Annotated in this window: 14 protein-coding genes; 6 read left to right on the forward strand and 8 right to left on the reverse strand. The window is 66.0% G+C overall.

Features of this window, described 5'->3' with window-relative positions; genetic code table 11:
• Positions 1–218 precede the first annotated feature (218 nt).
• Both ACYOEI_RS19790 and ACYOEI_RS19795 read left to right on the forward strand, forming a co-directional pair.
• Positions 219–797, forward strand: a complete 579-nt coding sequence (locus tag ACYOEI_RS19790) for a YceI family protein (RefSeq protein ID WP_462851286.1) — start codon at positions 219–221, stop codon at positions 795–797.
• 159 nt (positions 798–956) lie between these two features.
• Entirely contained in the window at positions 957–1598 is a 642-nt protein-coding gene (locus ACYOEI_RS19795; RefSeq protein WP_462851287.1) for a ribulose-phosphate 3-epimerase, read from the forward strand.
• Positions 1599–1631: 33 nt separating this feature from the next.
• On the opposite strand, the gene ACYOEI_RS19800 is transcribed toward ACYOEI_RS19795, so the two are convergent.
• Together ACYOEI_RS19800 and ACYOEI_RS19805 are read right to left on the reverse strand one after the other, a co-directional pair.
• Positions 1632–3053, reverse strand: a complete 1422-nt coding sequence (locus ACYOEI_RS19800) for a sensor histidine kinase (protein ID WP_462851288.1) — start codon at positions 3051–3053, stop codon at positions 1632–1634.
• On the reverse strand, positions 3050–3751 hold the full coding sequence (locus ACYOEI_RS19805) for a response regulator transcription factor (RefSeq protein ID WP_462851289.1): 702 nt from the start codon (positions 3749–3751) through the stop codon (positions 3050–3052). The genes ACYOEI_RS19800 and ACYOEI_RS19805 overlap by 4 nt, the downstream gene beginning before the upstream one ends.
• A gap of 523 nt (positions 3752–4274) precedes the next feature.
• Between ACYOEI_RS19805 and ACYOEI_RS19810 the strand changes: the two genes are divergently transcribed.
• The 4 genes from ACYOEI_RS19810 (at position 4275) to ACYOEI_RS19825 (ending at position 6172) form a co-directional block, all read left to right on the forward strand.
• Entirely contained in the window at positions 4275–5018 is a 744-nt protein-coding gene (locus ACYOEI_RS19810; protein WP_462851290.1) for a YncE family protein, read from the forward strand.
• Complete coding sequence (locus ACYOEI_RS19815) at positions 5003–5329, forward strand: YncE family protein (protein WP_462851291.1); 327 nt, start codon at positions 5003–5005, stop codon at positions 5327–5329. Before ACYOEI_RS19810 ends, ACYOEI_RS19815 begins: the two co-directional genes overlap by 16 nt.
• A gap of 238 nt (positions 5330–5567) precedes the next feature.
• Entirely contained in the window at positions 5568–5822 is a 255-nt protein-coding gene (locus ACYOEI_RS19820) for a ribbon-helix-helix domain-containing protein (RefSeq protein ID WP_462851373.1), read from the forward strand.
• Positions 5819–6172 (forward strand): type II toxin-antitoxin system RelE/ParE family toxin, encoded by a 354-nt coding sequence (locus tag ACYOEI_RS19825; protein ID WP_462851292.1) that lies wholly within the window; start codon positions 5819–5821, stop codon positions 6170–6172. Before ACYOEI_RS19820 ends, ACYOEI_RS19825 begins: the two co-directional genes overlap by 4 nt.
• A gap of 469 nt (positions 6173–6641) precedes the next feature.
• On the opposite strand, the gene ACYOEI_RS19830 is transcribed toward ACYOEI_RS19825, so the two are convergent.
• The 6 genes from ACYOEI_RS19830 to ACYOEI_RS19855 form a co-directional block, all read right to left on the reverse strand.
• Complete coding sequence (locus tag ACYOEI_RS19830; RefSeq protein WP_462851293.1) at positions 6642–7772, reverse strand: sensor protein KdpD; 1131 nt, start codon at positions 7770–7772, stop codon at positions 6642–6644.
• A 79-nt stretch (positions 7773–7851) separates the two neighbouring features.
• Positions 7852–9990, reverse strand: coding sequence for a potassium-transporting ATPase subunit KdpB (gene kdpB, locus ACYOEI_RS19835; protein WP_462851294.1), 2139 nt, complete (start codon positions 9988–9990; stop codon positions 7852–7854).
• Positions 9991–10183: 193 nt separating this feature from the next.
• Positions 10184–11953, reverse strand: a complete 1770-nt coding sequence (kdpA, locus tag ACYOEI_RS19840) for a potassium-transporting ATPase subunit KdpA (RefSeq protein ID WP_462851295.1) — start codon at positions 11951–11953, stop codon at positions 10184–10186.
• A 27-nt stretch (positions 11954–11980) separates the two neighbouring features.
• Positions 11981–12118 (reverse strand): potassium-transporting ATPase subunit F, encoded by a 138-nt coding sequence (locus tag ACYOEI_RS19845; RefSeq protein WP_462851296.1) that lies wholly within the window; start codon positions 12116–12118, stop codon positions 11981–11983.
• 323 nt (positions 12119–12441) lie between these two features.
• Positions 12442–13164 (reverse strand): sigma-54-dependent transcriptional regulator, encoded by a 723-nt coding sequence (locus ACYOEI_RS19850; protein ID WP_462851297.1) that lies wholly within the window; start codon positions 13162–13164, stop codon positions 12442–12444.
• The gene (locus tag ACYOEI_RS19855) at positions 13161–15020 is read right to left on the reverse strand and encodes a HAMP domain-containing sensor histidine kinase (protein ID WP_462851298.1); all 1860 of its coding nucleotides are present in this window, start codon (positions 15018–15020) and stop codon (positions 13161–13163) included. Before ACYOEI_RS19855 ends, ACYOEI_RS19850 begins: the two co-directional genes overlap by 4 nt.
• Positions 15021–15088 lie beyond the last annotated feature (68 nt).

Consider the following 15088-nt stretch of genomic DNA (forward strand, 5'->3'; position numbering starts at 1 on the left):
CAGCGGTGTGGCCGTCGTGTCCGGATGCGGCGACTCCACACCCCAAGGGTCGTGCTGGACCCCAGGGGCTGGCCCGAGGGAAGCCGGCGCTGGTAATCTCGGCGCGGTCGGGCGACGAGAGGACGAGCCGAGGACGGGTACGCCCCCGTCGCCCGCCGCTCCGTCGAACACGTCGTGTGTTCCGTTCCGGTTCCGGTACTTCAAAAGCGAGGGACTGAATGACGCTCCGAACTTCCGCGTTGGCCGTTGCGATGACCCTGGCCTCGTGGGCCACCCCTTCGTCCGCGACTGCGTCGGACACCTTCACGGTCGACACGGTCCACTCCTCGGTGGTCTTCCGCGTCAAGCACATGAACACCAGCCACGCCTGGGGTCGTTTCAACGACATCACGGGCACGTTCTCGCTCGACGAGGCCAACCCGTCGGCGAGCCTGTTCGACTTCCAGATCAAGGTCGCCAGCATCGACACCGGCAACGCCAAGCGCGACCAGCACCTGAAGAGCCCCGACTTCTTCAACGCCGTCCAGTTCCCGACCGTCATCTTCAAGAGCAAGTCCGTCGCCAAGGCCTCGGACGGCTACGACGTCTCGGGCGAGATCAAACTCCACGGCGTGACCAAGCCGCTCAAGGTCAAGATCACCCCCGTGGGCGCCGGCAAAGGCCCCACCGGCGCGGCCATCGCCGGCATCGACGCGACCTTCACCCTCAAGCAGACCGAGTTCGGCATGTCCAAGAATGTCGGCCCGATCGGCGACGATGTCTGGGTGAACGTGAGCATCGAAGGCATGAAGAAGTGAGCTGAGACACTTGGGTGTCGATGGGGAGGATTCACCACGACGGACACAAAGGTAAGATTTGAAAAATGAACTAAATTGGATTTGTTTGTTTTCGGGTCCCCCCTTTGTGTCCTTTGTGGTGAATCCTCCCCGCCCGCCCATTTCTGCGAGTCTAACGTCGTGTTGAAATGCTCGACATCTCTCTGGTCGGCCGACCTGACGGGCCTCGCCTCGGACATCCGGCGCGTCGAGCCGTACTCCGAGCGGTTCCACCTGGACGTCGCCGACGGCCACTATGTCCCGACGCTCCTGTTCTTCCCCGACCTCGTGGCGGCGATTCGGAAAAAGACGTCGCTGCCTCTCGAAGTCCATCTCATGACGGCGGACCCGCTCGCGTGGGTCGGGCCGTTCTCGGACGCGGGGGCCGACGGGTTCATCGTTTGCCAGGACTCGACCCTGGACCTTGCTCGAGTGCTCGTGGAGATCAAGTCTCGGGGCAAATTCGCGGGCATCTCGCTCAAGATCGACGAGGACCTCGAGCAACTCGAGCCCTTCTGGGACACACTCGACCTCGTGACGATCTTCGGCACGAACGTCGGCATCAAGGGGGCCTCGCTCGACCCGAGCATCCCCGACAAGGTCCGCAAGGCCCGCGAGTTGATCGACGCGAGGGGGTTGTCGACCGAGATCGAGGTCGACGGCGGGATCCGCCGACAGAGCGTCCCCTCCCTCAAGGCCGCCGGGGCCGACTGGATCGTGCCCGGATCGCTGATGTTCGGCGAGGAGCCCGGCGAGATGAGGCGATGGCTCGAGACGCTGTGAGCCAGAGTGCACGGAACGCTTCGGGCTCGGGGCTCATCCCGTGGTCGGGACGAGCGACGGGGCCGGGGAGCGGGGAAGGCGGAGCACGAACCGGATCCCTCGGCCGGGTTCGCTCTCCGCGGTGATCGTGCCGCCGTGCGTGGCGGCGATGCGACGGGCGACCGCCAGCCCGAGCCCTACCCCGGCGTGGCCTTCTCGGCGAGCGGATTCCGTGCGGAAGAACGGTTCGAAGACGCGCGAAAGGTCGTCGGGCGCGATGCCGGAGCCGCGGTCTTCCACCGAGAGCGCCACGGAATCCGGCTCGGGCCACGCACGGACGACGACCGGCGAGCCGGGCAGACTGTATTTGCAGGCGTTCTCGAGCAGGTTGTCGAGGAGCTGGCTGAGCAACGGCAAGTGCGCCCGAGTCCAGGGGAGATCGCCTTCGGTCGAGGTGAATTGCAAGTCGGCCGCTCGCACGTGGTCTGACCAGGTATGGATGTGGTCGGCGGCCCAGGCCGCCAGGTCGAGCTGCTCGAGGTTGGGCAGCTCGGCCTCGGCGTCGGCCCTGGCGAGGAACAGGAGCGCCTCGACGACCCGCCAGAGGCGGATCGCGTCGCCGTTGAGTCGCTCGAGGACGACCTCGTGCTCGGAGACGGTGCGGGGGCGTCGTCGGGCGACTTCGATCGCGGCGATCAGGGCCGCCAGCGGGGTCCGGAGCTGGTGCGACGCCTGGCCGGTGAACTGGCGCTGACGCTCCAGGGCGACGTGCATGCGTTCGAGGAGCCCGTTGAAGCTACGAGCGAAGTCTTCGAGCTCGTCGCCCGTCCCCGGGCTGGGGAGCCGGGCGTCGTCGAAGGGCATGGTGCGGGCCGACTCGGCCATGTTCGTCAGCGGAGCAAGAGCCCGCTTGCCGAAATACCGGCCGATCGCCGCGGCCAGGACCCAGAGCCCCGCCGAGATCAGCGGCAGAATCGCCGCGAGGGAGCGGATGTCGGCCTCCACCGGCTCGAGCGAGGCCCAGGCGGCCAGGACGGGGGTCGGGCCTCGACGTTCATCCCGAGGCGGCGGACCGTGGCGAAATCGGCCCCCCTTGGTCTCGGGCGGGCCGTGTGGGCGCCGGCCTCCGCCGAATTTTCGCGCGAGTACACGCCAGCGGAGGCCGTCGGGGCCCTTGATCGTCGTCGCGACGTCCACCGCCAGGGGGGCGAGGTTGCGGCCGTCGAGGACCATCGGCCGCCCCGCTTCGCGCGGGCCCTCGATCCGTCGGCCGAATTCGTCGAACAAGGCCCAAGTGACCCGACCGCTTTCGAAACGGGGATGGTCAGCGAACTGATCCAGAGTCGCCTCGAGCTCTTGATCGACGGCGAGCCGCAAGCGGAGGTTGGTGAGGTAGTAGAGCGTGACCGAGAATCCGCCCAGGGCCAGGGCCAGGGCCACGAGGAAGGCGATCGAGACGCGCGAGACCAGGCTCATGGGTGGTCCTCGGCCCCTCGAGGATCCGGGTTGGCGAGCATGTAGCCCCGGCCTCGCACGGTCTGGATCAGTCGAGGCCCTATCGCCTCCAGGGCGCGTCGGATCTCCATGATGTGGACTTCGAGGGTGTTCGAGACGAAGTCGTAGTCTTCGCCCCAGACGTGGCCGTAGATCCTCGTCCTCGAGAGGACCTCCTCGGGGTGCGTGAGGAAGAAGACGAGGAGCGCCAACTCCTTGGAGGTCAGGTTCAGGGGATGACCGGCCCGCTCGGCCCTCTGGGCCGCGAGGTCGATGTGGACGTCCTGGTAGGAGAGCGTCAGGACCTCGACCGCACGCCGACGTCTCACGAGGGCGCGGACCCGAGCGAGGAGCTCCTCGAAGGCGAAGGGCTTGCAGAGGTAGTCGTCGGCACCGCCGTCGAGCCCGCGCACCCGGTCGCTGACCGCGTCGCGTGCCGTGAGGAAGAGCACCGGGGTCGTCCCCCCCTCGCGGCGATGGCGCTTCAGCACTTCGAGCCCGTCCGGGCCGGGGAGCCACCAGTCGAGGATGACGAGGTCCCACTCGGACGCTCGTAACGCCAGGCGGGCCGAGCCGCCGTCGCCGACCTGCGAGACGGCGAACCCCTCGTCCGACAACCCGTCGACGATCGACCGCGCGAGGCTCGCGTCGTCTTCGACGAGTAAGACCCGTTGTCCCATTCGCATCCCCTCGCGCGTGCCTGTCGTCGGCTCTGTTCGGTTCGGTAGGTTGCCGACGTCTCCCATTACACCATGCCGAGCCGGCCGGAGGGAGGCGAGCCTGCGAGATAAAGCGGATTTTATATGCGGTGACGATGGTCGTCTCGGAGGCCGATTCCTCCGACGAATCGCGGCCCTGGGAGAACCGTTGATGAACGGGAATTTATGGTTTCGCGCCCCCCGAGCGTGGAGCCCTGGCGCTACAATCCCCCGTGCGACGCGCCGACTCGACGTCGCGGACGGACTCGAGCCCTTCCTTGGCGATGTCGCCGCATTCGAGAGACGACCGAATGACCATGCCACACGTCGCTGAGGACAGGCGATCTCCACACGCATTACAGGAAAAGAACCGGCTGCGAATCGAGGTTCATGCGTCGGATGCCAAACCCGACTCCGCAGAGAGTACCTCGGCACGACCCCGTTCAGGCACCGATTTCGTTACATGAGCTACGCGGGTTACCCGAACGCGAAGGGATAGAAAGATATGATGCGACGAAAATCGGTGGGAGACGTCATCCTCGTACTCGTCATGGCCCAGGGAGTCCTCCTCTCCGCCCGGCCCGGGAATGCAGCACAACCCACGCCGGCACGCTCATTCCTCATGCTGTCGAAGGTCGACCACACGCTGGCGATCGTGGACCCGTCGAACCTCGCGATCGTCGCCCGCCTCCCCGTCGGGCAGGACTCCCATGAAGTGATCGCGACCCCGGGCGGAAAGACGGCGTATGTCTCGAACACCGGCGGCGGATTCATCCACGAGATCAACGTCCTCGACCTCGTGGGACAAAAAGCCCTACCGAGCATCGACACCGGCCCCATGATCGGCCCGCACGGGCTGGCCTTCGTCGGCGGGAAGCTCTGGTTCACCGCCCAGGGGGCGAAGGCCCTCGCCCGCTTCGACCCCGAGGCGGGCCGCGTCGATTGGGTCATGGGTACCGGCCAGGACCGCACGCACATGCTTTCCGTCACCCCGGACGGCAAGCGGATCTACACGACGAACAGCGACTCCGACACCGTCAGCATCTTCGAGAACGTCCTCCCGCCGCCCCCGCTTCCCCCTTCGGGTGTCATGCCCCCGGGGGCCAAGGCCCACATGGATTGGATCCAGACCCTCATCCCCGTGGCGAAAGCCGCGAAAGCTTCGACGTCTCGCCCGACGGCCGCGAGTTGTGGACCGCCAGCCCGGACGGGCCGCTCTCGATCGTCGACGTCATGCCCAAGAAAGTGACGACCACCGTCGACGCCAAAATCCTCGGTGCCCACCGCCTCAAAGTCACCCCCGACGGCCGTCGCGTCCCGATCGTGAGCGTACGCACCGGCGAGCTCGTCGACTACGACGCCGGCTCACGCCAGGAAACCAAACGACTGAAGATCGGCCGAGGTGTAGCCATGCTGATGGACGCCGACGGCCAACGCGCGTTCGTCTCATGTACCACCGAAAATTATGTCGCGGTTATCGATCTCAAGGCCTTGGAAATGTCTGGTCGCCTCGATATCGGTGGGAGGCCCGATGGCCTGGCCACGGCCGTCCGACCCTAGCGTGATGTAAAAGTGTCACAATGTGTTCTGAGTCATTATGGAGTGCAGTTCCTCTCCAAAGGATGGGGGGAATGGTCGAGAGCCACCGATGACGACAGTGGCGGGTTGTCGGTCACACGAGCTATCGACGTCACGTCATGACACGAATGTACGGCCGCCCAATGCGTCCGGTCGTCACTTGGTAATTCTTGCCATTCATGCTAGATTTCGGGGGTAGGAGGATCATTCCGTGACGACCATGAATATTTCCCTGCCTGACGAGATGAAGGCGTTCATCGAAGCCCAACTCGTCCACGAAGGATATGCTTCCGCGAGTGAGTATCTACGTCATCTTATCCGCGAAGCCCAGAGACGGAAGGCGAAGAAAGAGCTTGAGGCGAAGTTCCGCGAGGCTTTCGAGAGTGGACCCGCGACGCCGATGACGCGAGAGGATTGGGACTCAATCGAGGGTGAAGCCCTCGCAAGGCTGGCCGCCGAAAAAGGCCCCCGATGAGCGCCGTTGTCTATACGCACCGAACTGCACGCGTTGACTTGGTCAACAGCTTTTACTACGACGCCAGTCAAGGGAGTCTTCAGTCCGCCCGCCGGTTCTTGGCCCAAGCGGAAGCGACCTTCAGTCGATTGGCTCGCATGCCGGGCATAGCCACAATCTATGAACCAGATGAGCCGATGTATATCGGCCTAAGGTACTTTCCCATCTCTCGATTCCGCGACTTCCTCGTCTTCTATCGAGAAATACCCGGCGGCATCGAAGTCCTTCGGATCTTGCATGGAGCACGCGACATCGCTGGTATCCTGAGCGAGGAATTCGCCGGAGATGGTAGGGACGATGTCGAGGAATGAGCCGAGGCTCTGTTTCGTCGACGACCCGCGGCTGCCACGGTGAAGGACCGAAGCCTATCAACCGCTGGTTTCGAGGCAACGTTTTGCTTTGGGCTTGGAGATAGCGAGCATGTCGGCCGCCTCGACGTAGCTCAGTTACTCATCACGTTCCGCGGAGGTGGGTTGCCCCTCGTCGGCTCGCTCGGCAAGAACCAAGACCCGAGCTTCGATCTCAGGATCCATCTTATGTTCGATGATACTCCGTGCCGCTTCGGGATTGAGTGTCGAGGCGAGGGGGTCGAGTCTACGGTCCAGATAACGGGCGGCCCGCGTTGATGTGTCAATGCCCGTAGTCTATCAAGACTGGCACGATGAGACGGTGTCGACTTCAAATCACCGCTGGGATCCGATCACTGTCCCGGGCGAGAAGAAGGCGTCGAATGTGCCAGAAACTCGGATATGAAGATGAGCCGGGTTTCGGAACAGTGGATCAGACGTCGACGATGACGACGTCGGCGCCGACGGTCATGCGGAGGACGCGTTCGAGGATGGAGCCGCCGAAGAGGTGGGCGTACCAGGGTTGTCGGCTCTTGCCCATGACGATGACTTTGATGCCGTATTCGTGGGCGAAGGCGGCGATGGTGCTGGAGACGTCCTTGCCTCGGAAGGTCATGGGGATGCCGCCGAGCTGCTGGGCGAGCTCGAGGTTCTTGCCGAGGACGCGCTGGGTGGCGGCGTCGATGCGGGTGAGGTCTTCGGCGGGGGTCTGGATGTAGACGGCGTACCAGGGGGCGTTGAGGCGGTCGGCGAGGCGGGCGGTCTTGCGGAGGAGGGCGGGGGCGTTGGGGCTGAGGCTGGAGAGGCCCACCATCACGCGCTCGGTCGCCGAGACGGGTGCCTGGTCGGCGGCGGCTCGGCGGTGGCGGCGATCGATCAGGTGGGCCATCTCGGTCAGGGTGATCTCGCGCAGGCGCGTCAGGTTCGGCGCGGTGAAGAAGTTCGCGAGGGCCCGCTCGGCGCGTTCGGGAGGGTAGACCTTCCCGGCCTTGAGGCGCTCGAGGAGGTCCTCGGCCGAGACATCCACGTTGACGATCTGATCGGCCTCGCCGAGCACGCTGTCGGGGAGGCGTTCCTTCACCTTGACCCCGGTCGAGCGCTCGACCTCATCGTAGAGGCTCTCGAGGTGCTGGACGTTGACCGTCGTGATGACGTGGATCCCGGCACGCAGCAAATCTTCGACATCTTGGTATCGCTTGCCGTGTCGACTCCCGGGTGCATTCGTGTGGGCGAGCTCGTCGACCAGGCAGACGCCGGGATGTCGGGCGAGGATCGCTTCGGTGTCCATCTCCGAGAGCGTCACACTGCGGTATTCGATGGTGCGCGGGGGGATGATCTCGAGGTCGCCGACCTGCTCGGCGGTCTCGACCCGGCCGTGGGTCTCGACGATGCCGATGGCCACGTCGAGCCCTTGCTTCTTGAGCCGTTGCCCTTCGCGGAGCATGGCGTAGGTCTTGCCCACGCCGGCCGACGACCCGAGGTAGACCTTGAGCCGTCCCCGCTCCTGGCGTCGGATGAGGTTCAAGAATTGCTCGGGACTGGGACGGCTCGGTTCGACGGCCATGATAGTGCGGACCTCGCGGACGAAGGAAGGAGACCCCGGCCCCGTTTCGTCGGGAGGGCCGAGGTCTCCGGAGTCGCGGTCAAAGGATACCGACGATGGCCAGGAGGGGGTCGATGGCCAGGTCGATCAACTTGATGCCGATGAACGGGGCGATCACGCCTCCGAGGCCGTAGTACAGGAGGTTGCGGCGGAGCAGGGCCCCCGCGCCGACGGGGCGGTAGGTCACCCCTTTGAGCGCGATCGGGATCAGCATCGGGATGATGATCGCGTTGAAGATCACCGCCGAGAGGATCGCCGAGTACGCCCCGCCTTTGGCCGCCAGGCCCATCAGGTCGAGGACCTTGAGGTTGGGCAGGGTGACGATGAACATGGCCGGGATGACGGCGAAGTACTTTGCCAGGTCATTCGCGATCGAGAAGGTCGTCAGGGCTCCCCGCGTCATCAAAAGTTGCTTGCCGATCTCGACGACCTCGATGAGCTTGGTGGGGTCGCTGTCGAGGTCGACCATGTTGCCGGCCTCCTTGGCGGCCTGGGTGCCGGAGTTCATCGCGACGCCGATATCCGCCTGGGCGAGCGCGGGGGCGTCGTTGGTGCCGTCGCCCATCATGGCCACGAGCTTGCCGCCGTCCTGCTCCTTGCGGATATAAGCAAGCTTGGCCTCGGGAGTCGCCTGGGCGATGTAGTCGTCGACGCCGGCCTCGGCGGCGATGGCCTTGGCGGTCAGCGGGTTGTCGCCGGTGACCATGACGACCCGGAGGCCCATCTGCCGGAGGCGCTCGAACCGCTCGCGGATCCCCGGCTTGAGGATGTCCTCGAGCTTGACGACCCCGACGATCCGGTTGTCCTCGGCGACGGCCAGGGGGGTGGCGCCCCCGGAGGCGATGGCGTCGACGGTCTCCTGGTATCCGTCGGGGATCTGCCCCCCTTGGTCGCGGACGTAGCGGGCGAGCGTGTCGGGGGCCCCCTTGCGGATCCGGGCTCCTTCGGGGAGGTCGATGCCGCTCATCCGGCTCTGCGCGGTGAACTCGACGAAGCGGGAGCCGTGGGGGGCCTCGCCGTCGATGGCGGATTGCTGGCGCGCCAACTCGAGGATGCTCTTGCCCTCCGGGGTCGGGTCGGCCATCGAGGCGAGCCCGGCGAGCCGCGCCGTATCTCGGGGCGAGGCACCGCCCAGGGGGACGAACTGGGTCGCCTTGCGGTTGCCGATCGTGATCGTGCCGGTCTTGTCCAGGAGCAGCGTGTCGATGTCTCCGGCGAGCTCGACCGACTTGCCGCTCTTCGCGATGATGTTCGCCATCAAGGCCCGGTCCATCCCCGCGATGCCGATGGCCGCGAGCAACGCCCCGATGGTCGTCGGGATCAGGCAGACCAAAAGCGCGATCAAGGTTGGGATGTCGAGCGTCAGGTCGAAGTAGCGTGCCATCGGGTAGAGCGTCGCCGTCACGATCAGGAAGATGAGCGAGAAGGCGGCGAGCACGATCGTCAGCGAGATCTCATTGGGGGTCTTCTGGCGGCTCGCCCCTTCGACCAGCGCGATCATGCGGTCGAGGAAGCTCTGGCCGGGCTCGGCCGTGACCTGGATGACGATGCGGTCGGAGAGGACCCGCGTCCCCCCGGTCACGCCGGAGTGGTCGCCCCCCGCCTCGCGGATCACCGGGGCGCTTTCCCCGGTAATCGCCGACTCGTCGACGGAGGCGACCCCCTCGACGACCTCGCCGTCGGCCGGAATCACCTGGCCGGCTTCGACGAGGATATAGTCTCCCGAGCGGAGTTGGGTCGACGAGACGACGTGGCCTTCACTGGTCCCCAGGCGTTCGAGCCGGAAGGCGGCCGTGTCCTGGCGGGTGGCCCGGAGGCTGTCGGCCTGGGCCTTGCCTCGGGCCTCGGCCAGGGCCTCGGCGAAGTTGGCGAACAGCACGGTCAGGAGCAGCAAGGCCGCCAGGGCCACCTGGTACACGATCAGGCCGGTCGCCGCGTGGCCGAGGATCGACTGCACGGCGACGATCGTGGTCAGGACCGTGCCGACCTCGACGAGGAACATGACGGGGTTGCGGGCCATCAGGCGGGGGTCGAGCATCAGGAACGACCGCCGGGCCGCCATCCGGACCAGGGCCGGCTCGAACAGCTTGAGCCGCCGGGCGTGGCGGCGTTGGATCTTCAGGCTTTGCGCGTCGGAGGATGCCCGGCCGGGCAGCTCGACCTCGGTCTCAAGGCTCATGGGTCGATTCCTAATCTTCAGCAAAGGCTTATATGGGTGTCCGGCATTCGGACGTGTGTCTGTCCCGAAACCCGGTTTCTTCTTCAAAACCGGGTTTCTGAGGGAGTAGGCCCCGACGTCCCACGAGGGGTCGTCGGCGTCGACGGCACCGGAAACCCGGTTTTGAAGAAAAAACCGGGTTTCGGGAGCGTTTCTAAGGCGCCTGGGCAAGCGGCGCGGTGGCCGTGAGGTGGTCGGCCACGGGGCCGAGGACCACGGCCGGCATGAACGACAGGGCGCCGACGAGGAGGACGGTCCCCAGGAGCATCCCGGCGAACGTCAGGTTGTCCGTGCGGAGCGTCCCCGAGGTCTGCGGCACACGCTTCTTCTGCGAGAGGAACCCGGCCACCGCCAGCGGCAGGATCAGGGCCGGGAACCGGCCCAAGAGCAGCACGATCCCCGTCGCGATGTTCCAGGCCGGGTTGTTGTCGGCCAGTCCCTCGAAGCCCGAGCCGTTGTTCGCCGCGGCCGAGGTGAACTCATACAGGATCTCGCTGAACCCGTGCGGGCCGGGGTTGGCCACCGTCTTTGCCCCCCACAGCGTCGCGGCGAAGATCCCCGCGCCGACGCAGATCAACAGCGGGTGGAAGAGGATCGCGATCATCGCGAGCTTCACCTCCTTCGCCTCCACCTTCTTGCCGAGGTACTCCGGCGTCCGCCCGACCATCAGCCCCGCGAGGAAGACGGCGACGATGATATACATCAGCATGTTCTCGAAGCCGGCGCCGATGCCGCTGAAGACGACGTTGAGCATCATCAGCACCATCGGGACGGCCCCGGCGATCGGGTTCAGGCTGTCGTGCATGCTGTTGACCGACCCGTTGGACGTCGCCGTGGTGACGGCCGCCCAGGTCGCCGCCGCCACCGGACCGAGGCGGACTTCCTTGCCCTCCATGTTCGGCGACGAGACGACCGGCAGGCCCGCGGTCGCGACGCTCGGCTGGGTCTCGGCCCGGATCGCCACGCCCGCGCCGACGAGGAGCAAGGCGAGCATGACGCCGAAGATCACGGCCGCGTGGCGGCTGTCCCGGATCATCCGGCCGGCCATGACGATCGAGGCCATCGGGAGCACGATGATCGAGCCGATCGCGAGGAGGTTGCTCCAGGGGGTCGGATTCTCGAACGGATGGGTCGAGTTGGGCCCGAAGAAGCCGCCGCCGTTGGTCCCGGCCTGCTTGATCGCCACGAGTGCGGCGACCGGTCCTCGGGCAATCGTCTGGGTTTCCATCGTGGTCGCCGCACCGTCGACCGTGGTCGCCTTGGCCGCCCCTTCGAAGGTCATCGGCACGCCGCTCGCCACGAGCAGGACCGCGACGACGAGCGCGACGGGGATGAGCGTGAAGACGAGACTCCGCATCAGGTCGAGATAAAAGTCGCCCATGTGCCGGTCGCCGCGGAGCCCGCGGAGCGTCGCGAGCATGACGGCCAGGCCGGCCGCGGGCGTCACGAACATCAGCCAGACGATCGAGCCGAGTTGGCTGAAGTACGTCAGGTTCTGCTCGCCCGAGTAGTGCTGCAGGTTGGTGTTCGTCACGAACGAGCAGACCGTGTTGAACACGACGGCCGTATCGGCGCCGGGGTGGTCGACGCCGGCGGTGTCCTTGTAGCCGAGGGCTCCGAGCGACCCTTTGCCGTCGGGGTTCAGCGGCAGGAGGGTCTGGGCGTAGAGCAGGCCGAAGGTCAGGATGAAGAGGGCGGCGTTGAACATGAGGAACGTGAAGGCATATTGCTTCCAATCCATCTGGGCGGCCTTGCGGCGGCCGAGCAGGCGGCAGAGGAACATGGGCAGGGCGTCGAGGCCCCGCCCGGCCCGGTCGTCGGGCACGTCGAGTGCCCGGAACATCGACCACCCGAGCGGGATCGAGACGGCGATCGGCAGGCCGATGGCCCAGAACGGGTGGATCCAGGCGAGATTCGTTTCCACTTTACGTGGCTCCGGTCGTGTTTCGGGTCAGAATCGCTCGGGGCGGATCATCGCGTACCCGAGATAGAACAGGGCCGCCACCGTGAGGATCGCGGTCAGGTAGAGCATCGCCGGACTCCCGCCCGGGGCGGGGGTCGTCGCGGCTGTTGCGAGCAGCATGGACATCGTCGGACACTCCGGTTGGTTCAAAGCCGGTCGCACGCCGCGACGAGGCCGAAGAACAAGGCGAACAGGGTCATCCCCAGGGCTAACGTGGCGAAGGCCATTGCGGGTTCCTTTTTCGGAGTTGGTCTCCGACCCAACCGACCACCATCATCGAGAGGGCGAGGGAGAGCACGCCCAGGGTCACCGTCATGAATGTCAAGGGTTGCCTCCTCCCATAAGTGGGAGGCATCTATGGCTTGGGGTTACTGCCGAGCCGGATAAGCAATGCTCGGAAACCATTCCGAAACCCGGTTTTGTCTTCATAACCGGGTTTCGTGAGGCGGTCATCGGTCGCCCGTGTCGATCGGCACGTCGCTGCGGCCGAACGTGAACCGTTCGTAGTAGCGCTTCATGTTGTGTTGGGCCGGCTCGTATTGGCGGTCGGACTTGAGCGCCGCGCGATACTCGCGGTACGACGCGTCGTGGTCGTTGCGGCACTCGTGGAGCACGCCCATGAGGTTGTGGGCCTCGGCCGAGCTCGATTCCAGCGCGATCGCCTGCCGGAGGAAGACCTCGGCCTCATCGAACGAACGATGATTCAAGGCCCGCTTGGCGCGGGTCAGGTTGTCGGCGAACTGCGAGGCGACCGTCACCACCTCCGGCGTCGTCGTCCGGGCGGAGAGGTGCTTAATCGCCGCGTGCCGCTCGAGCACCTCGGAGACGACCCGACGGAGCGTCTCGGGGGTCAAGGGCTTCGCGAGGAAGTCGATCGCGCCGAGCTTCATGGCCCGCACGGCGTCGGGCACGCTGCCGTGTGCCGTGATGATCACGACGGGGGTGTCGAGGCCCTCGTCGCGGATCCGACGGAGCACCTCCATCCCATCCATTGCGGGCATTTGGAGGTCGAGCAGCACGAGGTCGGCGGGCGACTGCTTCAGCCACCGCAGCGCCGTCTCGCCGTCCTCGGCCGCGGCCAGGAAGTACTCCGACGACTCGAGGGCCGTCCGGAACACGAGCCGGACGTTCGGCTCGTCGTCGACGATCAGGATTCGCTTCGCGTCGCTCATGATCCAGGCGTCTCGTGCCCTGTCGGCCCGCCACCCGAGGGTGCGACCGGCAGGGTGAACGTGAACGCCGTCCCCCTTCCTCGTTCGCTATGGACGTCGATCTGACCGCCGTGTGCCGTGACGATCTCGCGGGCGATCGCCAGGCCAAGCCCGGCGCCCCCGCTTCGCTTCGACCCGGGCACCCGATAGAACTTCTCGAACAGGCGAGGGAGGTGCTCGGCCGCGATGCCCTCGCCGGTGTCTTCCACGTTGAATCGGACCTGGTCCCCATCCTCCTCGGCGGAGACCCGGATCACTCCCCCTCGCCCCGTGTGTCCGAGCGCGTTGACGAGGAGGTTGTCGAAAACATGTTCAATGCGTTCCACGTCGGCCATGACCTTCGGCAAGACGCGGGGGACCTGGTTCTCCAGGGTGATGCCGACGTCCCGGGCTCTGGTCCCCGCCCGATCGACGGCGTCTCCCGCGAGTTGGTCGGGAGCCTGGGGGGCGAGCGTGAGCCGCACACGCCCTTGTTCGATCCGGGTCAGGTCCAATAAGTCGTTGACCATCGCCAGGAGCCGCTCCGAGTCCTGACGGGCCGCCAGGAGCAGCTCGGTCTGCTTGGAGGTGAGCGGGCCGACAGCCTCTTCGAGCAGCAGGTGGACGGCCATCTGCACGCCCGTCAGCGGGGTCTTGAGCTCGTGGCTGACCGTCGAGACCATGTCGCTCTTGAGCTGGTCGACCAGGCGGAACTTGGTCACGTCCGAGAGCACGACCGCCGCGCCGAGAACCCCTTCGTCGCCCCGGATCGAGAGGACCCGAGGGAGGAAGAACCGCTCCTGGCCGTCGTCGCGGAAGCAGAGCGCGTGCTCGAGGCTGGTGGGCAGCGAATCGGGCTGCCCGCCGAGGACCTCGGACAGGGTCGGCTTCAATTGCGGTGGCGGAGTCCAGGGGATCGAGCCGTCCGAGGTGACGACGCCGAGGATCCGCCGGGCCGCCGGATTCGCCCGTTCGACCGCGCCGGTCAGGTCGACGACCACGACGGGGTCGGGGAACGAGTCGATCGTCGCCTGCGCCGTCTGCTGGGCACGCAGGAGCCTGGCGGTGCCGGCCTGCTGGAACTCCCGGATTGTCCGGGCCATGGTGTTGAACGCCGAGGCCAACTCGCCCAACTCGTCTCGCGTCGAGGCGGGGACGACCTGGTCGAGGTCACCCTTGGCCATCGCCCTCGCGCCCCGCGTCACCGCCCCGATCGGCTCGAGGATCGAACGGCTCAGCACCAGGGCGATCACCGTCGCGATCGCCGCCCCTCCGAGGAGCGCCACGATCATCACCCGTTCGGATCGTGAGGCGGCTTCGCGGGCCTTGCGGTCCTCCTCGAGCATCTTCGCCTGGTTGATCGTGAGGACCTTGTCGGCGGTCTCCTTGATCTCGAGGAATGTCCGATACAGCTCCTTGTAGTAGAAGTCCGCCCGACGGGCCTCGGGCATGCCGTAGAACGACTCGCTCTGCTTCAGGTAAGCGTCGAAGAGCTTCGTGAGCCGGTCCGCCTGCTCCTGCTCCCCCTCGACGATCAGCGTGACGTTGTGCCGCTCCTTATCCAGATTCTTCTGAAATACCGGAGCGTACCTGTGATATTGCTCGCGGGCCCGCCCGTCCTGGCCGTTGACCGCGAACTGCGCGGCCGAGTCCATCCGCTCGAGCGCCTCCTTCATCCCCTCGGCGGCGAGCACGCTCTCGTAGTTCTCCCGGAGGATGACGTCGATCCGCCCTCCCAGGTGATTAAACATCGCGATCGCCCAGAGCCCGAGCCCGACCAAGATGGCCAGGAGCGGGGCGATCCCGAAAAACAGCTTGGTTCGCAACGTCCGGAACATGAATCCTCCCAACATGGCTCTCACTAAAAGCAAGAGGAGTGCCAAGGGTTTTGGATTTGTCGTAAGTT

Source organism: Singulisphaera rosea (assembly GCF_054877945.1).